Raw genomic sequence first — 24,546 nt, 5'->3', positions numbered from 1 at the left:
CGAGCTGGTTTTTATTTTTCGATAATTTTGTGGGCGATTAACTGACGGTAACAAATTTGTTTATTGCTCTTAGCGTCGTTGATAATCTGAAGAATCGTTTCAAATGATGTTTGACCAAGTTCTAGGCTATTGATATCGACATAGGCTGCCAAGTTGAGCTTGGGATTGACTGAGTCGAAGCTGAGGACAGGGACATCCAGTTGGTGTTTTGCGATGTAATCACAGACCCCTGCAGCAAGGAGACTATCAATGGTAATAATAGCGTCAATATTTGGATCGTGTTTGAAGAGAAGTCTACTAAAGCGATAACCATTATCTTCAAGAAATTCAGTAGCAAAGTAAGTCAGATTAGTATCGAGAGGAAGTTGGTATTGTTTTAGAGCTAGCTCGTAACCTGTCAGACGGTCTTGTGTTACGAAGAGTCGCTTAGTACCTCCGATAAAGGCAATTCGCTTGCATCCTTTTTTGATGAAATACTCTGTCGCATCAAAACCAGCTTGGACATTGTCATTATCGACAAGTGGAATGAAGGGAGATAGAGATTTACCTAAGATAAGGAAAGGAAATTGCTCGTCTGCTACTAACTTAACCAAAGGGTCCTCTTCTTGGGCATAGAGGAAAATCAAACCATCTACACGTTTGCCGTAAACCATCTGGGAAATAGCTTTGAGTCGCTCTTTGGCGTCTTTACCTGTCGCGATCTGAATGGCGTAGTGGTTTTCAGAGGCGACTTGGGCAATACCACGGAGGACAGATGGGAAGAAAGGATTTTGATAGAAGGCATCTGAGTCGTCAGGAAGCACCAAGCCGATAACTTGGGTATAGCTACTTACCAAGCTACGAGCATTGAGGTTGGGGTGGTAATTGAGCTCCTTCATAGCCTTGCGAACACGTTTTTTTGTTTCGTCGCTAATGGTTGATTTATTTTGAATAACACGGGTTACGGTTGAAGGTGAAACACCAGCAGCCTTGGCCACATCTTTAATCGTAACGGGCATAAAAATCTCCTATTTATGGTAATCTGGATCACGGAAATGCGTTTTATAAAAGATAGTGACCAGATACAGAACAAAAAGAATGTTTTGTACAGTGATGAGGTTTGACATATTTTGGCCAAAGAGTCCCAAAATAAGTGTAATCAGAGTTGGTAATCCTAAACAGTTCAAGATAAAATGGTAGCACTCTTTAAAGGTCCTAAATGAAAAGAGGCGTGATTTCTTAGTGATATAAAGGAGAAGACTCGCTCCTAGAGAGACGATAAAGAAATTCAAACCAAAGAGGAAGCTCGCACCGAGAACTAGAAAGAGACTGATATAGACACGATTCTGCTGGTACCAGTCTTTAGAAATGGCTTGGGTCAAGCTGTCTTTACTTTTGAAACTCTCAGTCTCAATCGCTCGGTAAGAGACACGGGTCAGTTCTTTACTTTCTTTGCTGATGACTAGCTCATTCGTATCGAAATGCAGTTGCAAGTCCTTAGGTAATTCCTTGCTTTGACTTGGACCGATCACAATAGAAGGCTCTTGACTAGCTGTTCCAGTATAAGTTAATTTACCATCAACAATTGTAGCATGTTCAGAGAGATCCTGGACAACCTCATCTGTCAATGGTTCATAGACATTATCGATAAAGGTTTCTAGCGGATAAGTATCCTGTGAGCTGTTTTGGATGGCAATGGGTACCATAGACAAGCTAATAAGGAAGATACTGGTAAAGAGAAGTTGAAACCAGTTGAGCCCGAAACGTTTAGACAGGGGCTTACGAAATCCCCAAATACTTGAAAAATAGGAAAATGGATATGGAAGCATAGGTATCTTTCTAAAAGGTGTTTTCTATATGAGTATTATTATATAGAGAAATGTGCTTTATTTCAAGTCTAGGAGAAAAATTGCTTATTGTAAGGATATTACTTACAGTAAGCAATTGCTAATACTCAATGAAAATCAAAGAGCAAACTAGGAAGCTAGCCGTAGACTGCTCAAAGAACAGCTTTGAGGTTGCAGATAAAAGCTGATATGGTTTGAAGAGATTTTCGAAGAGTATAAAATGAAAAAGGGTGGCGGGGATAAATTATCCCTTGTCGCCACCACTTGTAAGTCCTGAAACAAAGTTCTTTTGTAGGAAGAAGAAGAGAATACAGATTGGAAGGGCGATGAGGATAGCACCTGCTGAGAAGTAGGCAATCTTCATGTTTTTCACATTGCTAACGAAGGTTTGGAGACCTACGGCAACAGTAAAGTATTCTTTCTCACGAAGCAAGAAACTAGAGAGGATGTAGTCCCCGAAAGGTCCCATGAAGGCCCAGAGAGCTTGTACGGCAACCATTGGGCGAACAAGTGGAAGAACAATTTGCCAGAAGCGACGGAAGTGTCCTGCACCGTCTAGTTTTGCGGATTCGTCTAGAGACATTGGCACTGTATCGAAGTAGCCTTTCATGAGCCAAGCGTTCATCGGAATACCACCACCAACGTAGAGGAAGATGAGGAACCAGCTGTGGTTAAGGGCGTTCAACATAAGTGCCATAACGAAGAAGGCTGTCAAAGCGGCCATGGTTGGCACCATTTGGATAATCAAGAAGAAGACCAAACTTTGTTTACGAGCCAAGAAGTTGTAACGGCTGTAAGCATAACCAGCAAGTACGATAATACTTGTTTGAACAGCCATAGTAATTAAGGCGATAATCAAAGTGTTGAGATACCAAGTACCGTACAAGGTTTCAGTGAAGAGGCCTTTAAAGTTATCAAAATTGAGGTCGATATTAGTATCTAGTTTAAAGGCTGAGACGTTACCTGCTTTAAAGGCTGACATGATGGTAATCAAAAGTGGATAGATAATCACGATTGATAGGCCAATTAAGTAGAGGTAAGTAAGGGTTTGAGTCAGTCTACGTTTGAGTTTAATTGAGTTATTCATCTTAGACGTCCTCCATATCAAATGCGTGTAGTTTCTTGAATGCAATCATAGAGATTGAGATGACAATGATAGAAATAATCAAGGTAACAGCTGCCGCCATTGAGTATTGAGGAGATGTACCTGTTGTCAAACGGTAGATCCATGAGATCAAGATATCGGTTGAACCAGCTCCACCTCCGACACTACCAGGTCCTCCACCATTGAAGAGGTACATGATAGAGAAGTTGTTAAAGTTGAAGGTGTATTGGCTAATCAAAGTAGGTGCCGCAACAGCCAAGATCATTGGGAAAGTGATGTTGCGGAATTTTTGCCAAGCATTAGCACCGTCAATATAAGCTGCTTCGTAAAGGTCGTTAGGAATAGATTGCAAGATACCCAAGGTCAAAACGTAGATGTATGGGAATCCAAGCCAACCTTGCATCATAATCAAGGCAACCTTTGTCCAAGTAGGGTCTGTTTTCCAAGGAATAAGAGCCCCATCAAGGAAAGGAAGGAATTTAGCAAAGATCGGCAAGACTTGAGTGTTGATAGCACCGACACTATCATTAAACATGTTTGAGAATGTCAAGATAGTGATGAAGGCTGGGACAGCCCAAGGAAGAAGGAAAATAACACCAAAGATACGTTTTCCTTTGATAAATGGTTGGTTAGCAATGATAGCTGTGAAGATACCAATCACGATCTGCAAAGTTGAGGCAGATAAAGCCCAGATGATAGTCCAAGAAAGAACAGAACCAAAGGCTGAACGGAAGGTACTCAAGCTCCAAATGTTTGTAAAGTTTGTCAAACCAACCCAGTCCAACAATTTGTTTGGTGGCAAGTGTTGGAAGTCGTAGTTGGTAAAGGCAATCATCAAGGTTACGATAACTGGGAAGATAATCGCAAAAGTCATTGCAATATAAGATGGAATGATCAAGAGGTAAGGGAAGCCATTTTCATAGATTCCTTTGATCATTTCTTTAAAGGTAAGTGCTACTGGAATACCATTGTTAATGTGTTTAGCAGTTGTATGTGCATCTTTAATATTTGAGAAATAAAAGAGTACATAAACGACTACAAAGATTAAATGGAAGGCACCACGAATCAGCATAAAGAGGGAATTGTCACGACCTGGCTTGTCACCAAGAGTGATAAGATTGCTCAATTCAGGGGCTGCAAGTGCTAGGAAATAAAGGACAAATACGATGGTTACACCAAGGAAGATAAAACCTTTGGCTTTTTGTTTATTGTAAATCTGTCCTAACCCAGGAATGATAGACAGCAGGGCTGCTTTACTAGGTTGTTGCTTTTCCATAATAACTCCTTTCATAGGATACTGGTTTCTAGATAAAACCTAAACTATTTGTGTTTTTGTTGATAAATTCAAAGGGGGATTTGATTTCCACCCCCCTTGAACAAATTTCTTATTCACCAAATTTTTGTTTGATTGTTTCTTTGATCAATGTTACAGCATCGTTAGCTGCTGTCTTAGCATCTTTCTTACCACTTACAGCTTCAAACAACATTGTTTTAGCTGGGTCCCAAACTGCTGACATTTGAGAGATGTTTGGCATTGGTTGAGCGTTCTTGAACTGTTTGATAACAGCTGTTGTCAACTCATCATTTTTACCTTCAGCATATGAACGAGCTTCAGTGTTAGCTGGGATTTCGTTAGTTGTATCGTAGAAGGCTTTTTGTTCTTCAGTTGAAACAAGGAAGTCTACAAATTTTTGAGCAGCTTCAAGGTTCTTAGTGCTTGATGGGATGATCCAAGCTTTACCACCACCGAATGCTGCGTAATCTTTTCCGTTTGGAAGAGTTGGGATAGTTGCAACACCGTAGTTTACTTTAGCGTCTTTGAAGGCTTTAGCTTTCCAAGGTCCATCGATGATAGCAGCTGTTTTACCTTCTTGGAATTGAGTTTGGATTAGGTTTCCAGCTCCTTCAGTATCTTGCATACCTTTAGGCCATTTTTCATACCAAGATTTAGCGTACTCTATACCTTTGATAGCGCCGTCGTTGGCAAGACCGATATCTTTAGCGTCTTTACCGTTTTGTCCGAATACGTAACCGCCGTTACCAGCAAGAAGTCCGTATGCAAAGTAGAAGTTTGTCCAGTCAGCTAGGAAAGCAGAAGTTTTTCCATCTTCTCCAGCGAAGGCATATTTGCTATCTTTAGCAAGGTTTTCTAAGTCAGCAAATGTTTTTGGAGCTTCTTTTACCAAGTCTTTGTTGTAGTACATAACAAGTGACTCGATAACGGCAGGAGCACCGTAAACTTTACCGTCAGCAGCTGTTACAAGAGATTTAGTTTTATCATCTGTTTTAGCACCGTCGCTCAATTTAACTTCTGAAAGTTGTCCGTCAGTACCAAGGCTACCTACACGGTCGTATGGTGCCATCATAACGTCAGCAGCTTTACCAGATTGGTTATCTAGAGAAAGGTTGTCAAGACCACCCATTTGGTCTCCGGTTTTGATAGTCACTTTTACGCCAGCTTCTTTTTCGTAAGCTTTTGCAGCTGATTCAGCAAATGCTTTATATTGATCTTCAACGTAGAAAGTGATTTCTTTCGCTTCAGATGAACCAGAATCAGCAGGCTTATCAGCAGTTTTGCTTCCGCAAGCTACCAAAAGCAAGCTAGCAAGTGTAGCAGTTCCAAGCACAGCAGCGCTTTTCATGAATTTAGATGACATAGTGTATTCCTCCTAAAGAATAACAAATTTTATAATGAGGAAACGCAAACGTTTTCCTTTATGGGACTAGTATAGCACAAATAGAAAACGGTTGCAAGTGTTTTTTGTAAAAACTTTAAAAAAATTTCACGAAAAGAGTAAGCGTTTTATTTGTTTATAATAGAAGAAAAGTCAGAAAACATATTTTCATGATTTTACTGAAATTATTTAGGGAAACGATTGCCTAAATTTTGAACAAAAAATAAATTGCTCTAGACCAAACGTAGGCTAAGTTGCCCCTTCTATTTGTAGTTGAAGAAGATTTTGCAAATAGAAAAGAAAAATGTATATGTATACATAAATAAGGGCAAGTTTTTTTAAAAAATAATCAAAAAGTTTTTTTAAAACCGCTTGCAATTATTCCAAAAATGAAGTATACTTATATTAACGCAAACGTTTGCGCCCAAAAATGAAAAATTAAACTACAAATACACGAGGTGTTGTTTATGAAAAAACGTCAAAGTGGTGTGTTGATGCACATCTCTTCTCTCCCAGGAGCCTACGGAATCGGATCATTTGGTCAAAGTGCTTACGACTTCGTTGATTTCTTGGTTCGCACAAAACAACGTTACTGGCAAATCCTTCCACTAGGAACAACTAGTTACGGAGACTCTCCTTACCAATCTTTCTCAGCCTTCGCAGGGAACACTCATTTTATCGATTTGGATATCTTGGTGGAGCAAGGTTTGTTGGAAGCAAGTGACCTTGAAGGAGTTGACTTTGGTAGCGATGCGTCTGAAGTCGACTATGCTAAGATTTACTATGCACGTCGTCCTCTTTTAGAAAAAGCGGTGAAACGTTTCTTTGAAGTTGGAGATGTTAAAGATTTTGAGAAATTTGCTCAAGACAACCAATCATGGCTTGAGCTCTTTGCTGAGTATATGGCTATCAAAGAGCATTTTGATAATCTTGCTTGGACTGAATGGCCAGATGCTGATGCTCGCGTTCGTAAAGCTTCAGCACTTGAAAGCTATCGTGAGCAATTGGCAGACAAGTTGGTTTACCACCGTGTGACTCAATACTTCTTCTTCCAACAATGGTTGAAATTGAAAGCTTACGCTAACGACAACCACATCGAAATCGTTGGGGACATGCCAATCTATGTAGCGGAAGATTCAAGCGATATGTGGGCAAATCCACATCTCTTCAAGACAGATGTCAACGGTAAGGCAACTTGCATCGCAGGATGCCCACCAGATGAGTTTTCTGCAACTGGTCAGCTTTGGGGTAACCCAATCTATGACTGGGAAGCAATGGATAAAGACGGCTATAAATGGTGGATTGAACGCTTGCGTGAAAGCTTCAAAATCTACGATATCGTTCGTATCGACCACTTCCGTGGTTTTGAATCTTACTGGGAAATCCCTGCTGGTTCCGATACAGCAGCACCTGGTGAGTGGGTCAAAGGTCCGGGCTACAAGCTCTTTGCAGCTGTTAAGGAAGAACTTGGTGAGTTAAACATCATCGCTGAAGACCTTGGCTTCATGACAGATGAAGTTATTGAGTTGCGTGAACGTACTGGCTTCCCAGGAATGAAGATTCTTCAATTTGCCTTCAATCCAGAAGACGAAAGCATCGATAGCCCACACTTGGCACCTGCTAACTCAGTTATGTATACAGGAACTCACGACAACAATACGGTCCTTGGTTGGTACCGTAACGAGATCGATGATGCGACTCGTGAGTACATGGCTCGCTACACGAACCGTAAAGAGTATGAAACAGTGCCACACGCTATGCTTCGTACAGTCTTTTCATCAGTTAGCTTCATGGCAATTGCAACTATGCAAGATTTGCTAGAATTGGATGAGGCAGCTCGTATGAACTTCCCATCTACCCTTGGTGGAAACTGGTCTTGGCGTATGACTGAAGATCAATTGACACCAGCTGTCGAGGAAGGCTTGCTTGACTTGACAACAATCTATCGCCGAATCAATGAAAATTTGGTAGATTTAAAGAAATAATACAATATCAGGAGACACCTTAAACATGTTATCACTACAAGAATTTGTACAAAATCGTTACAATAAAACCATTGCAGAATGTAGCAATGAAGAGCTTTATCTGGCTCTTCTTAACTACAGCAAGCTTGCAAGTAGCAAAAAACCAGTTAACACTGGTAAGAAAAAAGTTTACTATATCTCAGCTGAGTTCTTGATTGGTAAACTTTTGTCAAACAACTTGATCAATCTTGGTCTTTACGACGATGTTAAAAAAGAACTTGCAGCTGCAGGTAAAGACTTGATTGAAGTTGAAGAAGTTGAATTGGAACCATCTCTTGGTAATGGTGGTTTGGGACGTTTGGCTGCCTGCTTTATCGACTCAATTGCTACTCTTGGTTTGAACGGTGACGGTGTTGGTCTTAACTACCACTACGGTCTTTTCCAACAAGTTCTTAAAAATAACCAACAAGAAACAATTCCAAACGCATGGTTGACAGAGCAAAACTGGTTGGTTCGCTCAAGCCGTAGCTACCAAGTGCCATTTGCTCACTTCACATTGACATCAACTCTTTACGATATCGATGTACCTGGTTACAAGACAGAAACTAAGAACCGCTTGCGTTTGTTTGACTTGGATTCTGTTGATTCTTCAATCATTAAAGACGGTATCAACTTTGACAAGACAGATATCGCTCGCAACTTGACTCTTTTCCTTTACCCAGATGATAGTGATCGTCAAGGTGAATTGCTCCGTATCTTCCAACAATACTTCATGGTTTCAAACGGTGCGCAATTGATCATCGAAGAAGCAATCGAAAAAGGAAGCAACTTGCATGACCTTGCTGACTACGCAGTTGTCCAAATCAACGATACTCACCCATCAATGGTTATCCCTGAATTGATCCGTCTTTTGACTGCTCGTGGTATCGAACTTGACGAAGCAATCTCAATCGTTCGTAGCATGACTGCCTACACTAACCATACAATCCTTGCTGAAGCCCTTGAAAAATGGCCTCTTGAATTCTTGCAAGAAGTGGTTCCTCACTTGGTACCAATCATCGAAGAATTGGACCGTCGTGTGAAAGCAGAATACAAAGATCCAGCTGTTCAAATCATCGATGAGAGCGGACGTGTTCACATGGCTCACATGGATATCCACTACGGATACAGTGTTAACGGGGTAGCAGCACTCCACACTGAAATCTTGAAGAACTCTGAATTGAAAGCCTTCTACGACCTTTACCCAGAAAAATTCAACAACAAAACAAACGGTATCACTTTCCGTCGTTGGCTCATGCATGCTAACCCAAGACTATCTCACTACTTGGATGAGATTATTGGAGAAGGTTGGCACCATGAAGCAGATGAGCTTGAAAAACTCTTGTCTTATGAAGACAAAGCAGCTGTCAAAGAAAAATTGGAAAGCATCAAGGCTCACAACAAACGTAAATTGGCTCGTCACTTGAAAGAACACCAAGGTGTGGAAATCAATACAAACTCTATCTTTGACATCCAAATCAAACGTCTTCACGAGTACAAACGCCAACAAATGAACGCTTTGTACGTGATCCACAAATACCTTGACATCAAAGCTGGTAACATCCCTGCTCGCCCAATCACAATCTTCTTTGGTGGTAAAGCAGCTCCAGCCTACACAATCGCTCAAGACATCATCCACTTGATTCTTTGTATGTCAGAAGTTATTGCTAACGATCCAGCAGTAGCTCCACACTTGCAAGTAGTTATGGTTGAAAACTACAACGTTACTGCAGCAAGCTTCCTTATCCCAGCATGTGATATCTCAGAGCAAATCTCACTTGCTTCTAAAGAAGCTTCAGGTACTGGTAACATGAAATTCATGTTGAACGGAGCTTTGACTCTTGGTACTATGGACGGTGCTAATGTGGAAATCGCTGAGTTGGTTGGAGATGAAAACATCTACATCTTCGGTGAAGATTCAGAAACTGTTATCGACCTTTACGATAAAGCAGCATACAAATCAAGCGAATTCTACGCTCGTGAAGCTATCAAACCATTGGTTGACTTCATCGTTAGCGATGCAGTTCTTGCAGCTGGAAACAAAGAGCGCTTGGAACGTCTTTACAATGAATTGATCAACAAAGACTGGTTCATGACTCTTCTTGACTTGGAAGACTACATCAAGGTTAAAGAACAAATGTTGGCTGACTACGAAGACCGTGACGCATGGTTGGATAAAGTCATTGTTAACATCTCTAAAGCAGGATTCTTCTCATCTGACCGTACAATCGCTCAGTACAACGAAGATATCTGGCACTTAGACTAATATACAAATTTATACTAATACATCTTGTAAAAAAGCGAGTTTCGATTGAAATTCGCTTTTTTGCCTCTTTATTTGAATGATGTGGATTTGGGTCAATCCTGTCTAAAAATAGAGAGAAATCATAGACAGCTTAAATGCATAGAAATGAGGCTTTTATTGTTTTTTCATCCTCATGTTTCTTCGTAGTTGATTACTTCATATCCCTTGCATACGCTTACACAAAGTATTATAATATGATTATAGGAAAGAAGGTGTTTTTATGTGGAAAAAATATTTTTCAAAATATAAATGGACTGATTTATTTTGGATTTTATTTGTTATTTTGACCTGCCTCTATATAGGTAACCATGATTTGTTTCCTCTCAATCATCAAGAATTCTCGCTTCGAGGGAGTTTCTGGGGATTTGTACTTGCCTTATATCAATTGCTATTTATTGATAAGTTTGTTATCTCGAATCGAAAATAAAGTTTAGGGCTATGCTTAGCTGTGTACCTTTAGGATTGATTTTTGGAGGAAGATTTTGTCTCTATTATTTATTATTTTAAATTTGTTTATCTTGTACAAGATCTATTCTTTGAGACGGGAGAAATCGAAATACTTGATTTATACGGCCTATATCATATTTGGGGTAAATGTACTATATGGTATTCAATGGTTATTAAAAGAACTGGTTTCCAATATTTCCACTTAATATGTATGGAAACTATAACAAAACGCATAAGATTAAGGTTTTTGAGTACCTGTTCTTATGCGTTTTCGTAATATTGAAGATTCTTAGTAAGTTTTCTACTTTTGCAAAGTCTAGTTTAGAATGCTTTCCCGACCAGAATCTCTGCTTCAATGGTAATCTCTGTCAGTTGGCTCCAGTCAATCTTAGTCTGGTCGATGTGAAAGAGTAGGGGCGTCATGCTGAGTAGGGCTTTGAGCTGCTCTGCTGTGATAGTTTTAGTCAGAGAGGCAGTTTGACTAGATAGGATGGTAAAGTGTTCTTGGAAATGATTTTTGATATCTTGGTTAGAATAATCCTTGTTTGTTAGCTGGTCTTGTACCTTCTGACGGATTTCCTTGAGGTGATTTTCAGTTGGGATAACCTTTATCAAGATACCGTCTTTGGATAAAACGCGATGAAATTCTCCATAGTTGGCAGGTGAGAAGATATCAAGCAGGATATCCATGCTAGCGTCTTTTATAGGAAGACGAGCTAAGTCACCAACGAACCAATTGACTGCCCAGTTGGGTTCGCTCTTGGCAGCGATTTGGACGGAATCTTTGGAAATATCAAAAGCATAGAAGGTTTTGTCAGGATGCCTTTCTTGGAGTTTGCGAGAATAGAATCCTTCGCCACAGCCGATATCTAAGACTGTGGTGCTAGTTTCTGAACTGGCTAGCAAGTCAGATACAGCCTCTAAGATAGCCTGATAAAATCCAGCCTCTAGGATTTGTTGGCGGTTTTGAAAATTTTCCTTATCGTAGTTGGTAGATTGCTTGATTTGAGGAGCTAGATTGACATAGCCGAATTTAGCCAAGTCAAAAGAATGGCGATTGCTACATTTGAGACTGCTCTCAACCAGAGTCAGCTTTTCTTGGCAGATAGGACAGGCAAAGGCAGTAGCAGAAGCAAAACGCTGAAGTTTGGGTTTGAGATTTGTATTCATAGTTTAAGTGTATCAAAAGAGGCAAATGAAAGCAACCTTAGGAATAAGTAGATGGGAGATTCAGTAGAAATAAAACTAATTCTCCAATTTATAGAATGAAATTGCTTTTATATCTAAATTGCTATATAATAATGATAAGGAGGAAATAAGTATGTTAAAAGAAGTACTAACCGTTGCAAAAGTTGCGAAAAAATCATCACTCTTTTTGGGTGGTGTCGCATTTGGTACCCTTGGTTTGAAAATCTTGGCAAGTAAGGAAGCTAAAAAAGGTTATTCTAAAGCTTTGGCTAAGGCTTACAAGTTGAAAGACGGGCTAGATGCATCTGTTTCTGTTGTGAAACAACATGGAGACGATGTCTTGCAAGATGCCAAATATTTGTACGAGCAAGAGAAAAAAGAAGAGCAATTAGATAGCCTTATAGGGGAATAATATGTCTTTTAAAGTGCTACATAGAGGATACCAACATATCCGACTATCATCTTCTTTTTCACTCACCTTGGATATTCAAGACTATCTTCGTTCCTTGGCGAGAGATGAAAAGGGGATTGAGTCTATCCAGTTTTACATGGATCAACAGCACTTTACTCTACGCATAAAAGAAGGCTTTTCTGTATTAGATAATGCAGAAGCCTTTTTAAAAAGAATTGATAAAGGGAAAGTTTCTGAGTTGATGACTCTTCCCATTCGTAGAGAAGAGAGTGCTTATTCTATTGTTTCAGGTGCAGCGATTAAGCGTATACTTTTTCGTAGTTTTGTGCCGTATCCTATTCGCTATCTATGGACTTGTTATCAGGCTTTTGCCTATATTAGAGAAGCCTATCAAACACTAGCGCGTAAGGAACTAACGATGGAGGTCTTGGACTGCTCGGCGATTTTATTGTCCTTGTTTATGAACCAATCCAAGACAGCTAGCAATATCATGTTTATGCTTGATTTGGGGAATCATTTAGATCAGTGGTCCTTGAAAAAAACTGCAACAGATTTAGAACAAAGCCTTCTTGCAAAAGAGAGCGATGTATTCCTAGTACAGGGCGATACGGTTGTTAGTATCAAGAGTTCTGATGTTCAAATAGGAGATGTCTTGGTCCTATCTCAAGGAAATGAAATTCTGTTTGATGGACAAGTAGTTTCAGGTTTAGGTATGGTCAATGAAAGTTCCTTGACGGGAGAGAGTTTTCCAGTTGAAAAAAGAGAGTCTGATTTGGTTTGTGCAAATACAGTATTAGAAACTGGAGAGTTACGCATTCGTGTAACCGATAATCAGATGAACAGTCGGATTTTACAACTGATTGAGTTAATGAAGAAATCTGAAGAAAACAAGAAAACGAAACAACGCTATTTCATCAAAATGGCGGATAAGGTCGTCAAATATAATTTCTTGGGGGCTGGTCTGACTTACCTATTAACAGGTTCTTTTTCTAAGGCTATTTCTTTCCTATTGGTCGATTTCTCCTGCGCTTTGAAAATCTCTACTCCTGTAGCTTATTTAACAGCTATCAAGGAGGGGTTGAATCGTGAAATGGTGATTAAGGATGGAGATATTCTGGAGAAATATCTGGAAGTTGATACTTTCTTGTTTGATAAGACGGGAACAATCACAACTAGTTATCCTATAGTTGAAAAGGTGTTACCTTTTGGGGACTATAGTGAGGAAGATATTCTCAGAATCAGTGCCTGTCTTGAGGAACACATTTATCATCCTATTGCTAATGCCATCGTCAAGCAAGCTGAGATAGAGGGAATTGAACATGAGGAAATGCATGGGAAACTCCAATATATCGCAAGCAAGGGGATTAAATCTCATATAGATGGGCAACCAGTTCTTATTGGGAATTATGTTTTGATGCAGGATGAGCAGATTCATATCAGTTCAGAACAAAATGCTTTAATTGAAGAGTACAAGAGTCACTATAATCTCTTATTCTTGGCTTATCAGAATGAATTGATTGGAATGTTCTGCATTCATACTCCTTTGAGAAAAGAAGCAAAAGCAGCCTTGGAGAAACTTAAGGCACAAGGGAAAAAATTGATTCTGGCAACAGGGGACACCTTGGTTAGAACAGAGGAATTAGTCAAAGATTTGCCCTTTGATCAGGTCTATACAGACTTGAAACCTGATGGGAAATTTGAGTTAGTAGAGGAACTGCAGAAAGCAGGTCACACTATTTTGATGGTTGGAGATGGATTGAATGACTCAGCGGCTCTAACCCTATCAGATATCGGTGTGGTGATGAATGAGAGTGCAGATATTTCTAAGCAGATGAGCGATATCTTATTGTTAGATAATCGCTTGGATTTCTTCCAAGAGTTGGATTGGCTATCATCATCTTTGCAAACCCTCATCAAGAAGAATATTCAAGATACCGTTGTCGTAAATAGTAGCTTGATTGGCTTTGGCTTATTTAATTGGCTCAGTCCTTCAAATCTCTCTATCTTACATAATCTAACAACCTTGCGCATTGTACTGCGTAGCCTGTCTATTAAAAATAGATAGATGAGAGTTATTAACAGCAAAAAGGAGTTACCTTTCTCGAGGATAACTCCTTTGTTTATAGATAAATGTTGAATAGTTTAGTAAGTCAATACAAAATATTTTTTCTTCCCGCGACGGATAACAGTCAGTTCGTTCTCTAACTTATCTGCGTCACTCAAGACATAGTCAAGGTCTTGGATGCGGTCGCCGTTGACGTAGATAGCTCCGTTTTGGACGTCTTCACGGGCTTGGCGTTTTGAGTTAACCACACCAGATGACACGAGGAGTTCCACGATATTGTGGTTTTCGTCTGCTTGTACTTGGTAGTTTGGCACTCCACGAAGTCCTTGTTTGAGTTCTTTGACAGAAAGGTTTTTGATGTTTCCTGCAAAGAGTTGTTCAGTAATGTTAAGGGCTTCCTTGTAGGCTTCTTCTCCGTGAACGAGTGTAACGACTTCACGAGCCAAGACTTTTTGAGCCAAGCGTTCGTGTGGCGCTGCTTCAAATTGTTTACGAATGTCTTCAATCTCATCAAGTGACAAGAAAGTAAAGATTTTCAAGAAGCGAACAGCGTCTGCGTCCATAACGTTCATCCAAAATTGGTACATTTCGTATGGAGAAGTCTTTTCAGGATTGAGCCAGACTGCGTTTCCTTCTGATTTACCAAATTTCTTACCAGTTGCATCTGTGATCAATGGAACAGTGATCACGTGGCCAGTTTTGTCAGCCTTACGACGAAGCAATTCAGTACCAGCTGTCATATTTCCCCACTGGTCAGAACCACCGATTTGTAGCGTCACATTGTGGTCTTGGTTAAGGACGAAGAAGTCGTAACCTTGCATGATTTGGTAGGCAAACTCAGTGTAAGAAATCCCTGTTTCAATCCGTTTTTTCACAGACTCCTTGCTCATCATGTAGTTGACAGTGAAGTATTTTCCGATATCACGGAGGAAGTCAATGAAGCTGATGCTGCCAAACCAGTCGTAGTTGTTGACCATGACAGCCTTGTTTTCCCCATTTTCAAAGTCAAGAAAACGAGAAAGTTGTCCTTGGATAGACTTGACCCAGCCATTTACTGTGTCTTTTGTTTGGAGACTACGTTCAGCATCTTTGAAGGACGGATCTCCGATGAGACCTGTAGCACCGCCAACGAGCGCATAAGGTTTGTGACCTGCTAGTTGCAAGCGACGACTTGTCAAGATTGCGACAAGGTGGCCTAGGTGAAGGCTGTCAGCAGTTGGATCGTAGCCAGTATAATAAGAAACTTGACCTTCTTCTAGGGCTTTACGCAAAGCTTCTTCATCAGTCGTTTGAAAAATCAAACCACGCTCTTTTAGCTCATCAAAAATGTGCATGTGTCTTTTCTCCTTTATAAAATATTGTTTCTACCTATTGTATCACAAACTTGGGCAATAGCCTAGTAGAATAGGGAAGAAAGTGGCTATTTTATTGAAAGTTTACCTTTTATGGTATAATAGATAGAATGAGGAAATCCATGCAAAATCAATTAAATGAATTAAAACGAAAAATGCTGGAATTTTTCCAGCTAGTAAAATCAAAAATAAATCATAAAAAATCAGAGAAAGTCTCAGAAGAGAAGCAGTCGGATGGGACAGGTGGGAAAGTTCTGGCTATCCTAGGTAGCATTTTAGCTGCTATCAAGGGAATTTTGAATACTCTCTTTATTCTAGGCTTTATCGGTGGACTTTTTGGTGCTGGTGTAGCTCTTGGTTATGGAGTTGCTTTGTTTGACAAGGCTAAGGTTCCCCAATCGGAGGACTTGGTCAAGCAGGTTAAAAATATTTCTTCTATCTCAGAAATTGTTTATTCAGATGGGAGTGTCATTGCTTCTATCGAGAGTGATTTACTGAGAACTTCTGTCTCATCTGAGGAAATATCGGACAATCTCAAAAAGGCTATCGTTGCAACTGAGGACGAACATTTTCTTGAACATAATGGGGTTGTGCCAAAAGCTGTGATTCGGGCGACTTTGGGAACCTTTGCAGGTTTGGGCTCATCTAGCGGGGGCTCGACCTTGACCCAACAGTTAATCAAACAACAAGTGGTTGGAGATGCTCCGACTTTGGCTCGTAAGGCTACAGAAATTGTTGATGCCCTTGCCTTGGAACGCAGCATGAGTAAGGATGAAATCTTGACTACTTATCTCAATGTTGCTCCCTTTGGTCGAAATCATAAAGGACAGAATATTGCAGGTGCTCAGCAAGCTGCTGAAGGGATTTTCGGTATCGATGCCAACAAGCTGAGTATTCCCCAAGCTGCCTTCCTAGCAGGTTTGCCACAGAGTCCGATTACTTATTCCCCTTATGAAAATACTGGAGAGTTAAAGAGTGATGAAGACTTAGAACTTGGTTTGAAGCGGGCCAAGGATGTTCTCTACAACATGTACCGTACGGGTGCTCTGACTCAGGAAGAATACGACCAGTACAAGGATTATAATCTCAAACAAGATTTCTTGCCATCAGGAACTGTCAATGCTGTTTCGAGGGATTATCTCTACTTTACAGCTATGGCTGAAGCGACCGACCGTATGTATGATTATTTAGTTCAACAGGACAATGTCTCTAGCCAAGAGTTGAAAAACGAGTCGATTCAAAAGGCTTATCATGAGCGAGCTGAGCAGGAACTAAGTAATGGCGGCTATAAAATCACGACAACGATCAATAAAAAAATCCATAACGCCATGCAAAATGCAGTTGCTAACTACGGTCGTTTGGTAGATGATTCGACTGGGCAGCCTGAAGTAGGGAATGTTTTGATGGACAATAAAACGGGGGCTGTTCTAGGTTTTGTTGGTGGTCGTAATTACCAGACTAACCAAAACAATCACGCCTTCGACACCAAGCGTTCGCCAGCCTCTACAACCAAGCCTTTATTGGCCTACGGTATTGCCATTGACCAAGGTTTGATGGGAAGCGCTAGTATCTTGTCTAATTATCCGACAAAATTCTCTAATGGAAATCCTATTATGTATGTAAATAGTCCAGGTACAGGCATGATGACCCTAGGTGAAGCCTTGAACTATTCGTGGAATATCCCAGCCTATTGGACCTATCGTATGCTTCGTGAGAAGGGTGTGGATGTCAAGGGCTACATGGAGAAAATGGGTTACGAGATTCCGGAGTACGGTATCGAAAGTCTGCCTATGGGCGGCGGTATTGAAGTCACAGTCGCCCAGCATACCAATGGTTATCAAACAATTGCCAATAATGGTGTCTACCATCAGAAACATGTGATTTCTAAGATTGAATCATCTGATGGTAGAGTAATCTATGAATTTCAAGACAAGCCAGTTCAAGTGTACTCGAAGGCAACGGCAACAATTATGCAGAGTTTGCTTCGTGAGGTGATTTCATCTCGAATCACTTCAAGTTTCCAAACGGATTTGGCTTCTATCAATTCAAGCTTAGCTCGTGCAGACTGGATTGGTAAGACTGGTACAACCAATGAAGATGAAAATATGTGGCTCATGCTGTCAACACCAAGATTGACTCTAGGTGGTTGGCTAGGACATGATGACAACCGCCCAATGGCTAAGGGGGCTGGACATTATCGAAATGCCAAATATATGGCTTACTTGGTCAATGCTATCCAACAGGCTGAGCCTGGTGTTTGGGGCAATGAACGCTTTAATCTTGATTCCAGTGTGACCCAATCTCAGGTCCTCAGATCTACAGGACAGAAGCCAGGCAAAGTATCCGTTAATGGAAAAACAGTGGATCTTTCAGGGGCTACTGTAACGAGCTATTGGGCTAATAAGGCGGGAGCTCCTACGACTAGCTATCACTTTGCTATTGGAGGAAGTGAAGCAGATTATCAAAATGCTTGGTCAAGTATTATTGGTAGTTTCTCATCTACGCCAAGTTCAAGTAGTAGTTCTAGCAGTACATCAAGTTCATCATCTACACAACCAAATAGTAGAAGGTAGGAAAGTGGCATTGATTGCCACTTTTTTCTTTTTTCCTTTCGTGTTACAATAAAGGTATGAATCAGTATCAGAAAAAGATTGTTAAAGGAACTATTTATTCGCTCCTATCTGGCTTAATCTGGGGAATCTGTGGAATTTTAGGAGAATATTTCTTTACTCATTATCAAGTGTCCTCTGGCTGGATTACCTCTATGCGTTTGACACTGGCAGGGAGTCTTGTACTCATTTGGTCTGCAGTGCAATTAAAATCGCAAGTGCTAGATATTTGGCGAGATAAGAAAAATTACCTGCCCTTTTTAGCCTATGCTATTTTGGGGATTTTTTCAGTCCAGTATTTTTTCTACCTCTGCGTAGAATATTCTAATGCAGCGACAGCGACTATTTTACAGTTTATAAGTCCTGTCTTTATCCTCTTTTACAATCGCTTGATTTATCAAAAACGAGCGTCAAAAAGTGCTATTTTCTATGTTTTGATTGCCATGCTGGGCGTGTGCTTGATGGCGACAAAAGGCGATCTCTCTCAGTTATCTATGACGCCACTAGCCCTTATAACAGGTCTGTTGAGTGCCATGGGTGTTATGTTTAATGTTATCTTACCTCAACCTTTTGCTAAGCGCTATGGTTTTGTCCCGACGGTTGGGTGGGGGATGATTTTGGCCGGTTTATTTAGCAATGTCCTTTCGCCGGTTTACAAGCTCTCCTTTACTCCTGATATTTGGAGTATCTTGATTTGCCTCATTATCGCTTTCTTTGGAACGGCTTTTGCCTTTTTCATTTCTATGAAGGCAGTGTCCTTGGTCTCTCCTTTAGTGGTTTCCGTTATCAGTGCCAGTGAACCTCTCTCTTCTGCCCTTTTGAGTGTTTTATTTTTAGGCTTGGTAGTGGATTGGTCCCTTCTTACAGCTATGGCTCTGATTATTTTACCCATGATTTTCCTATCGGTAGAAGAAGCGAAAGAAAGTAAATAAAAAGTCTTTTCTTAATTCTAAAAGTGTGCTATACTAGAATAGTCAATAAAACACGGGGAGATAGTTGTGAAGAGTGTTTTTAGGTTGTATCGGTAGGGGCTTGCTTTTACCGACAGCACGTTTTATCTCACATCCCTAAAAATCATACCTAAAAACAAACAAAAAGGCTTCAAATTTGAGGCCTTTTTTGGTAGAATAGGTATCATTAAAATGAACTAGGAGGCGCCTATGACTGCTACAAAAATGAACGCTCAAGAAATTATCCAATTTATCGCCAATGCTGAAAAGAAAACCAGTGTGAAAGTAACCTTTGAGGGACAACTCGCAACTGCTGTACCAAGCTCTGTTGTCAAACTAGGGAATGTCCTATTTGGAGACTGGAAAGATGTGGCTCCGCTTCTCGATGGTTTGGTAGAAAACCAAGACTATGTTGTTGAGCAAGACGCTCGTAATTCTGCAGTTCCTTTGCTAGATAAACGTGCTATCAATGCTCGTATTGAGCCGGGTGCTATTATCCGTGATCAGGTTGAAATTGGTGACAATGCTGTTATCATGATGGGAGCGGTTATCAATATCGGTGCTGAAATTGGTGCAGGAACCATGATTGACATGGGTGCTATCCTTGGTGGCCGTGCTATCGTGGGGAAAAACAGCCACGTTGGTGCAGGTGCGGTTCTTGCAGGTGTGATTGAGCCAGCTAGCGCAGAACCAGTCCGTGTTGGAGACAATGTTCTCATCGGTGCCAATGCAGTAGTTATCGAAGGGGTCCAAATCGGTAGTGGTTCAGTTGTTGCAGCAGGAGCTATTGTTACCCAAGATGTCCCAGAAAACGTGGTGGTAGCAGGTGTTCCAGCTCGCATTATCAAAGAGATTGATGCCCAAACCCAACAAAAAACAGCGCTAGAGGATGCGCTTCGTACCTTATAATTGTAAAAGTAATAAAGAGGCGGAACCCTTCTTCCAGCCTCTTTCTGCTATATCGGAGGATAGATAGATGTTAGATTTGATTCAGACTAGACGAGATTTGCACCAGATTCCAGAGATTGGCTTGGAGGAGTTCAAGACTCATGCTTATTTGCTGGATGTGATTGAAAAATTGACTGCGGGCAAGGAGTTTGTTCAAGTTCGTACTTGGCGGACAGGTATTTTGGTTTACTTGCAGGGAAGTCAGCCAGAGCGTACCATTGGTTGGCGAACAGACATTGATGGTCTGCCTATCGTCGAACAAACAGGACTTCCTTTCGCTTCTCAGCACCAAGGTCGTATGCACGCTTGTGGCCATGATTTCCACATGACTATTGCCTTGGGCTGCCTTGAGCGAGCCCTTGAGGAGCAACCAAAGAACAATCTGCTCTTTTTGTTTCAGCCTGCTGAAGAAAATGAAGCTGGTGGCATGCTCATGTATGAGGATGGCGCTTTTGGAGACTGGTTGCCAGACCAGTTTTATGGCCTTCATGTTAGGCCAGATTTGAAGGTTGGTCAGATTGCGACCAATACTCATACACTCTTTGCAGGGACTTGTGAGGTGAAGATTCGTTTCAAAGGCAAAGGTGGCCACGCAGCCTTTCCACATGAAGCCAATGACGCTTTGGTGGCTGCTAGTTACTTTGTGACCCAGGTGCAGTCAGTTGTCAGCCGCAATGTCAACCCAATCGAGGGAGCAGTGGTGACCTTTGGAGTTTTCCAAGCTGGAACAACCAATAATGTCATCACAGACACAGCCTTTTTGCATGGAACTATTCGGGCTTTGACACAGGACATGAGTCTCTTGGTGCAAAAGCGGGTCAAAACAGTTGCAGAAGGGGTTGCAGCTGCCTTCGATATGGAAGTCGAAGTGGAACTCAAACAAGGTGGTTACCTGCCTGTTGAGAACCATCCAGCCTTGGCGCGTGAACTGATGGACTTCTTTGAAGAAAAAGACGGAATTGAGTTGATTGATATCGAACCTGCTATGACAGGTGAAGACTTTGGTTATCTCCTTTCAAAAGTTGATGGCGTTATGTTCTGGCTAGGTATTGATAGTCCCTACGCCCTTCATCACCCTCAGATGAGTCCTAAGGAAGAAGCATTAGCTATTGGGGTGGATGCGGTCTTTAGTTTCCTGAAAAAGAAGGCAGCAGAATAGAGGGGTTGTCTATGAAATCGGAATTACGTAAGCAAGTCTTGCGAGAAATGAAGGCTATATCTCAAGAGCAAAAACAGTTTATAGATCAAACTTTAACCGAAAGACTTTTACAACACCCCTTTTACCAAGAAGCTAAGATCATCGCAACCTACCTCTCTTTTCCTCATGAGTTTCAAACGCAGGAACTGATTGAGCAGGCGCTGAAGGACGGCAAGAAGGTTCTGATACCCAAAACTTATCCCAAGGGACGCATGAACTTTGTAGTCTATGATCCGCAACAGTTGGTAAAAACTTCCTTTGGCTTACTGGAACCACAGGGAGATTTGGAAGTGGTGGATGCCTCTCAGATTGATTTGATTCATGTTCCGGGCTTGGTTTTTACGACGAAAGGATATCGGATAGGATACGGTGGAGGTTATTATGATCGCTATCTGAAACATTTTTCTGGTCATACTTTGAGTACGATATATCCTTGTCAAATTCAGGACTTTATCCCTGAAAACCATGATATTCCTGTTCAGGAGGTTCTGATTGATGAAGGAAATCTTTGATAGACGTTACCCTGTGACGAGTTTCTTCCTCTTAGTGACGGCCTTGGTGTTTTTACTAATGTTGGTGACTACAGGAGGAAACTTTGACAGGGCGGATACATTATTTCGATTTGGAGCCATGTATGGGCCAGCTATTCGCCTCTTTCCTGAGCAGGTTTGGCGTCTCTTTTCTGCCATTTTTGTTCATATTGGTTGGGAGCATTTCATTGTTAATATGCTTTCCCTTTATTATCTTGGTAGACAAGTAGAGGAAATTTTCGGATCCAAGAAGTTTTTCTTTCTCTATCTCTTATCTGGAATGATGGGCAATCTCTTTGTTTTTGTATTTAGTCCAAAATCCTTAGCAGCAGGAGCTTCTACTTCTCTCTATGGGCTATTTGCCGCGATTATCATTCTTCGCTATGCTACGCGTAATCCTTATATCCAGCAGTTGGGGCAATCCTATCTGACACTTTTTGTGGTTAATATTATTGGAAGTGTTCTGATTCCAGGAATCAGCCTAGCAGGCCATATCGGGGGAGCAGTTGGTGGAGCATTTCTAGCAATTATCTTTCCAGTTCGAGGAGAAAGACGGATGTATAGTACCAGCCAGAGGTTAGGAGCGGTAGTCTTGTTTGTAGGACTCGCAGTCTTGCTTCTCTACAGGGGAATGGGGTTGTGAAGGTTTATAAGAATAGTTATGTAATAAAAAAGATAAGGCATTTTTGAACCTTATCTTTTTATGTTATTCCTTCTCAGCCAATTCTTTTCCCAGTTGGATGAGGTAATCTTTCAAGTCATCTTTGACTTGTGGGTGCTTGAGGGCGTAGTCAATAGATGTTTTCATAAAACCAAACTTATCCCCAACGTCGTAACGAGCTCCTGTAAATTCACGGGCGAAAACACGTTGTGTTTTATTAAGTGTATCAATAGCATCGGTAAGCTGGATTTCATTTCCAGCGCCAGGAGCTTGATTTTCGAGGATCTCAAAAATTTCTGGTGTGAGCAGATAACGACCGATAATAGCTAGATCACTTGGAGCCTCCTCTGGAGCTGGTTTTTCAACAAAAGTTTCGACACTGTAGAGACCATTAATCCCTTCACCCTGAGGAGCGATAACTCCATATGCTGAAACTTCTTCATGAGGGACAGGCATAACAGCAATTGTTGATGCGTGAGTTGTCTCGTAATCGTTCATCAATTGTTTTGTCAAAGGGACAGCATGGTCATCTGTGATATCCATTAGGTCGTCACCAAGCATGACAACGAAGGGCTCATTCCCTACAAAAGCTTTTGCTTGTAAGACAGCATCGCCAAGACCACGGGGATGGCTTTGACGGATAAAGTGAAGGCGAATACCAGTTGTTTCGTCTACCAATTTTAACAAGTCATGTTTGCCTTTTTCTTTGAGGTTGTACTCAAGCTCAAAGTTTGAGTCAAAGTGGTCTTCAATAGAACGTTTTGATTTACCAGTGACAACCAGAATATCTTCAATACCTGATTTAAGAGCTTCTTCAACGATAAATTGGATAGTTGGTTTATCTACAATTGGCAACATTTCTTTAGCAAGTGCTTTGGTTGCTGGTAAAAATCGAGTCCCGAGTCCAGCGGCAGGGATGACTGCCTTTCTAACTTTTGATGTCATAAGAATCCTTTCTTTAGAGGGTTAAGACCACTCATTTTCTGCTTTAAATTCATTGTTCATGATGTCATAAATGGCATCTTTAATATTGGTTCCGTGGTAAATAACTTGGTAAATGGCTTGTGTAATTGGCATATAGACTCCAAGTTCTTGCGCTAGTTCATAGGCTGCTCGAGTTGTTGAAATTCCTTCAATCACCATGCCCATATTGGCTTCAATATCAGCTAGAGATTCTCCACGACCAAGGGCATCTCCAGCTCTCCAGTTACGAGAGTGGATGGAGGTTCCCGTTACAATCAAATCTCCCACACCAGATAAGCCGCTATAGGTCAATGGATTGGCACCGAGTGCTACCCCTAGGCGGGTAATTTCTGCCAAGCCTCGAGCGATGATGGCTGCCTTAGCGTTGTCACCAAATCCTAAACCATGTAAGGCTCCAGCACCGACAGCGATAATGTTTTTAAGAGCACCAGCGGTTTCGACCCCGATAACATCCGTATTGGTATAAAGTCGGAAGTATTGATTACTAAAGAGTTCTTGAACGTATTGAGCTGTTTGTAAATCTTTAGAAGCAGCAGTGATTAAAGTCAGGTCACGTACAATGGTTTCTTCCGCATGACTAGGTCCTGAAACAACGACAATATCACTGCGGAGATGTTCAGGAATTTCTTCTTCAAGGATGGTTGATAATCGTTTATGGCTATCGGGTTCTAATCCCTTTGAAGCGTGCATGATGATAGCCCTATGGTCTAAGGTTTTTGCAACTTGTTGGGCAACAAGTCGTGTCACTTTTGTTGGGACAACAAACAAAATCGCATCTACATCTTTTAATGCCTCTGCTAAGTCGGTGTAGGCAATGATATTTTCATCTAGAACGACATCTTTAAAGTATTGTTTATTAGTATGGTGTGTATTAATTTCATTGATTTGCTCGGGCAGATTTCCCCAAATACGTACCTCGTGTCCATTGTCATTTAAGACTTGTGAAAGGGCAGTTCCCCAAGAACCAGGCCCCAAGACGGCGACGGTTTGTTTTTCCATGTTTTCCTCCTTGATAGAGTTCTCTTTTTATTTTATCACATTCTAGGGGATTTTGCACTTGCATTGCTGGGGAGTAGTTACTTTATTACTTGAAAAATATACAAAAACCGAGCCTAAGTATTAAACTCTTAGTCTCGGTTTTGATATTCTTTAAAGAATAGCGGCTCTATAATATTTGTAGTGGGTAAATCCCCTATAGATATTATGGAGCCTATTTTTGTGTAGAAAAAAAGTCCCATATGACCTATAATGAAAAGCGACGAAACAACTCATTAGAAAGAATCATATG

The 24,546-nt window shown here is 40.9% G+C and carries 20 protein-coding genes; 11 read left to right on the top strand and 9 right to left on the bottom strand.

Annotated elements, in window-relative coordinates; genetic code table 11:
• Positions 1–11: 11 nt before the first annotated feature.
• The 5 genes from QM818_RS05055 to QM818_RS05035 all read right to left on the bottom strand — a co-directional run bounded on the left by QM818_RS05055 (position 12) and on the right by QM818_RS05035 (position 5,588).
• The gene (locus tag QM818_RS05055; RefSeq protein ID WP_414299995.1) at positions 12–998 is read right to left on the bottom strand and encodes a LacI family DNA-binding transcriptional regulator; all 987 of its coding nucleotides are present in this window, start codon (positions 996–998) and stop codon (positions 12–14) included.
• Positions 999–1,007: 9 nt separating this feature from the next.
• Positions 1,008–1,808 carry a DUF1189 domain-containing protein gene (locus tag QM818_RS05050; RefSeq protein ID WP_414299994.1) on the bottom strand — a complete coding sequence of 267 codons (801 nt, stop codon included), beginning with the start codon at positions 1,806–1,808 and terminating at the stop codon, positions 1,008–1,010.
• Between the two features lie 262 nt (positions 1,809–2,070).
• Positions 2,071–2,913, bottom strand: coding sequence for a sugar ABC transporter permease (locus QM818_RS05045; RefSeq protein ID WP_004236955.1), 843 nt, complete (start codon positions 2,911–2,913; stop codon positions 2,071–2,073).
• Position 2,914: 1 nt separating this feature from the next.
• Positions 2,915–4,207 (bottom strand): sugar ABC transporter permease, encoded by a 1,293-nt coding sequence (locus tag QM818_RS05040; RefSeq protein WP_061759676.1) that lies wholly within the window; start codon positions 4,205–4,207, stop codon positions 2,915–2,917.
• Positions 4,208–4,316: 109 nt separating this feature from the next.
• The gene (locus tag QM818_RS05035; protein WP_261203758.1) at positions 4,317–5,588 is read right to left on the bottom strand and encodes an extracellular solute-binding protein; all 1,272 of its coding nucleotides are present in this window, start codon (positions 5,586–5,588) and stop codon (positions 4,317–4,319) included.
• 485 nt (positions 5,589–6,073) lie between these two features.
• On the opposite strand from QM818_RS05035, the gene malQ reads away from it, so the two are divergent.
• The 3 genes from malQ to QM818_RS05020 all read left to right on the top strand — a co-directional run bounded on the left by malQ (position 6,074) and on the right by QM818_RS05020 (position 10,341).
• Positions 6,074–7,591, top strand: coding sequence for a 4-alpha-glucanotransferase (gene malQ, locus QM818_RS05030; protein WP_414299993.1), 1,518 nt, complete (start codon positions 6,074–6,076; stop codon positions 7,589–7,591).
• Positions 7,592–7,616: 25 nt separating this feature from the next.
• Positions 7,617–9,875, top strand: coding sequence for a glycogen/starch/alpha-glucan family phosphorylase (gene glgP / locus QM818_RS05025; protein ID WP_414299992.1), 2,259 nt, complete (start codon positions 7,617–7,619; stop codon positions 9,873–9,875).
• 259 nt (positions 9,876–10,134) lie between these two features.
• Positions 10,135–10,341 carry a hypothetical protein gene (locus QM818_RS05020; RefSeq protein WP_414299991.1) on the top strand — a complete coding sequence of 69 codons (207 nt, stop codon included), beginning with the start codon at positions 10,135–10,137 and terminating at the stop codon, positions 10,339–10,341.
• Between the two features lie 341 nt (positions 10,342–10,682).
• On the opposite strand, the gene QM818_RS05015 is transcribed toward QM818_RS05020, so the two are convergent.
• The gene (locus QM818_RS05015) at positions 10,683–11,531 is read right to left on the bottom strand and encodes a putative RNA methyltransferase (protein WP_143952578.1); all 849 of its coding nucleotides are present in this window, start codon (positions 11,529–11,531) and stop codon (positions 10,683–10,685) included.
• Between the two features lie 151 nt (positions 11,532–11,682).
• Here QM818_RS05015 and QM818_RS05010 point away from each other — a divergent pair, with 151 nt between their 5' ends.
• Both QM818_RS05010 and QM818_RS05005 read left to right on the top strand, forming a co-directional pair.
• The gene (locus tag QM818_RS05010; RefSeq protein ID WP_000910910.1) at positions 11,683–11,961 is read left to right on the top strand and encodes a DUF6110 family protein; all 279 of its coding nucleotides are present in this window, start codon (positions 11,683–11,685) and stop codon (positions 11,959–11,961) included.
• A 1-nt stretch (position 11,962) separates the two neighbouring features.
• A complete protein-coding gene (locus QM818_RS05005) occupies positions 11,963–14,026 on the top strand; it encodes a heavy metal translocating P-type ATPase (RefSeq protein WP_414299990.1) in 2,064 nt (687 codons plus the stop codon).
• Positions 14,027–14,103: 77 nt separating this feature from the next.
• Here the strand turns inward: QM818_RS05005 and tyrS are convergent, their stop codons facing one another.
• On the bottom strand, positions 14,104–15,360 hold the full coding sequence (tyrS, locus tag QM818_RS05000; protein WP_049494745.1) for a tyrosine--tRNA ligase: 1,257 nt from the start codon (positions 15,358–15,360) through the stop codon (positions 14,104–14,106).
• 140 nt (positions 15,361–15,500) lie between these two features.
• Here tyrS and pbp1b point away from each other — a divergent pair, with 140 nt between their 5' ends.
• The 6 genes from pbp1b (at position 15,501) to QM818_RS04970 (ending at position 22,256) form a co-directional block, all read left to right on the top strand.
• Entirely contained in the window at positions 15,501–17,951 is a 2,451-nt protein-coding gene (pbp1b, locus tag QM818_RS04995) for a penicillin-binding protein PBP1B (RefSeq protein ID WP_414299989.1), read from the top strand.
• Between the two features lie 56 nt (positions 17,952–18,007).
• Complete coding sequence (locus QM818_RS04990) at positions 18,008–18,919, top strand: DMT family transporter (RefSeq protein ID WP_084887393.1); 912 nt, start codon at positions 18,008–18,010, stop codon at positions 18,917–18,919.
• 228 nt (positions 18,920–19,147) lie between these two features.
• Entirely contained in the window at positions 19,148–19,846 is a 699-nt protein-coding gene (dapD, locus tag QM818_RS04985) for a 2,3,4,5-tetrahydropyridine-2,6-dicarboxylate N-acetyltransferase (protein WP_000127460.1), read from the top strand.
• 67 nt (positions 19,847–19,913) lie between these two features.
• Entirely contained in the window at positions 19,914–21,044 is a 1,131-nt protein-coding gene (locus QM818_RS04980) for an N-acetyldiaminopimelate deacetylase (protein ID WP_033685315.1), read from the top strand.
• 11 nt (positions 21,045–21,055) lie between these two features.
• Positions 21,056–21,595 carry a 5-formyltetrahydrofolate cyclo-ligase gene (locus QM818_RS04975; RefSeq protein WP_033685314.1) on the top strand — a complete coding sequence of 180 codons (540 nt, stop codon included), beginning with the start codon at positions 21,056–21,058 and terminating at the stop codon, positions 21,593–21,595.
• A complete protein-coding gene (locus QM818_RS04970; RefSeq protein WP_414299988.1) occupies positions 21,579–22,256 on the top strand; it encodes a rhomboid family intramembrane serine protease in 678 nt (225 codons plus the stop codon). The genes QM818_RS04975 and QM818_RS04970 overlap by 17 nt, the downstream gene beginning before the upstream one ends.
• Before the next feature lie 63 nt (positions 22,257–22,319).
• On the opposite strand, the gene galU is transcribed toward QM818_RS04970, so the two are convergent.
• Together galU and QM818_RS04960 are read right to left on the bottom strand one after the other, a co-directional pair.
• Entirely contained in the window at positions 22,320–23,219 is a 900-nt protein-coding gene (gene galU / locus QM818_RS04965; protein ID WP_000202214.1) for a UTP--glucose-1-phosphate uridylyltransferase GalU, read from the bottom strand.
• Between the two features lie 21 nt (positions 23,220–23,240).
• The gene (locus tag QM818_RS04960) at positions 23,241–24,257 is read right to left on the bottom strand and encodes an NAD(P)H-dependent glycerol-3-phosphate dehydrogenase (protein ID WP_414299987.1); all 1,017 of its coding nucleotides are present in this window, start codon (positions 24,255–24,257) and stop codon (positions 23,241–23,243) included.
• Between the last annotated feature and the right edge of the window lie 289 nt (positions 24,258–24,546).

Origin of the sequence: Streptococcus mitis (assembly GCF_047464035.1) — a bacterium.
GTDB lineage: Bacteria > Bacillota > Bacilli > Lactobacillales > Streptococcaceae > Streptococcus > Streptococcus mitis_DX.
Note: the sequence above shows the minus strand (reverse complement) of the source record. Positions and strands in the feature narration are given on the sequence as shown.

Bases quoted from the DNA above. Each gene is read 5' to 3' on its own strand.
- QM818_RS05055 (WP_414299995.1), bottom strand. From the start codon at position 998: ATGCCCGTTACGATTAAAGATGTGGCCAAGGCTGCTGGTGTTTCACCT.
- QM818_RS05050 (WP_414299994.1), bottom strand. From the start codon at position 1,808: ATGCTTCCATATCCATTTTCCTATTTTTCAAGTATTTGGGGATTTCGT.
- QM818_RS05045 (WP_004236955.1), bottom strand. From the start codon at position 2,913: ATGAATAACTCAATTAAACTCAAACGTAGACTGACTCAAACCCTTACT.
- QM818_RS05040 (WP_061759676.1), bottom strand. From the start codon at position 4,207: ATGGAAAAGCAACAACCTAGTAAAGCAGCCCTGCTGTCTATCATTCCT.
- QM818_RS05035 (WP_261203758.1), bottom strand. From the start codon at position 5,588: ATGTCATCTAAATTCATGAAAAGCGCTGCTGTGCTTGGAACTGCTACA.
- malQ (WP_414299993.1), top strand. From the start codon at position 6,074: ATGAAAAAACGTCAAAGTGGTGTGTTGATGCACATCTCTTCTCTCCCA.
- glgP (WP_414299992.1), top strand. From the start codon at position 7,617: ATGTTATCACTACAAGAATTTGTACAAAATCGTTACAATAAAACCATT.
- QM818_RS05020 (WP_414299991.1), top strand. From the start codon at position 10,135: ATGTGGAAAAAATATTTTTCAAAATATAAATGGACTGATTTATTTTGG.
- QM818_RS05015 (WP_143952578.1), bottom strand. From the start codon at position 11,531: ATGAATACAAATCTCAAACCCAAACTTCAGCGTTTTGCTTCTGCTACT.
- QM818_RS05010 (WP_000910910.1), top strand. From the start codon at position 11,683: ATGTTAAAAGAAGTACTAACCGTTGCAAAAGTTGCGAAAAAATCATCA.
- QM818_RS05005 (WP_414299990.1), top strand. From the start codon at position 11,963: ATGTCTTTTAAAGTGCTACATAGAGGATACCAACATATCCGACTATCA.
- tyrS (WP_049494745.1), bottom strand. From the start codon at position 15,360: ATGCACATTTTTGATGAGCTAAAAGAGCGTGGTTTGATTTTTCAAACG.
- pbp1b (WP_414299989.1), top strand. From the start codon at position 15,501: ATGCAAAATCAATTAAATGAATTAAAACGAAAAATGCTGGAATTTTTC.
- QM818_RS04990 (WP_084887393.1), top strand. From the start codon at position 18,008: ATGAATCAGTATCAGAAAAAGATTGTTAAAGGAACTATTTATTCGCTC.
- dapD (WP_000127460.1), top strand. From the start codon at position 19,148: ATGACTGCTACAAAAATGAACGCTCAAGAAATTATCCAATTTATCGCC.
- QM818_RS04980 (WP_033685315.1), top strand. From the start codon at position 19,914: ATGTTAGATTTGATTCAGACTAGACGAGATTTGCACCAGATTCCAGAG.
- QM818_RS04975 (WP_033685314.1), top strand. From the start codon at position 21,056: ATGAAATCGGAATTACGTAAGCAAGTCTTGCGAGAAATGAAGGCTATA.
- QM818_RS04970 (WP_414299988.1), top strand. From the start codon at position 21,579: ATGAAGGAAATCTTTGATAGACGTTACCCTGTGACGAGTTTCTTCCTC.
- galU (WP_000202214.1), bottom strand. From the start codon at position 23,219: ATGACATCAAAAGTTAGAAAGGCAGTCATCCCTGCCGCTGGACTCGGG.
- QM818_RS04960 (WP_414299987.1), bottom strand. From the start codon at position 24,257: ATGGAAAAACAAACCGTCGCCGTCTTGGGGCCTGGTTCTTGGGGAACT.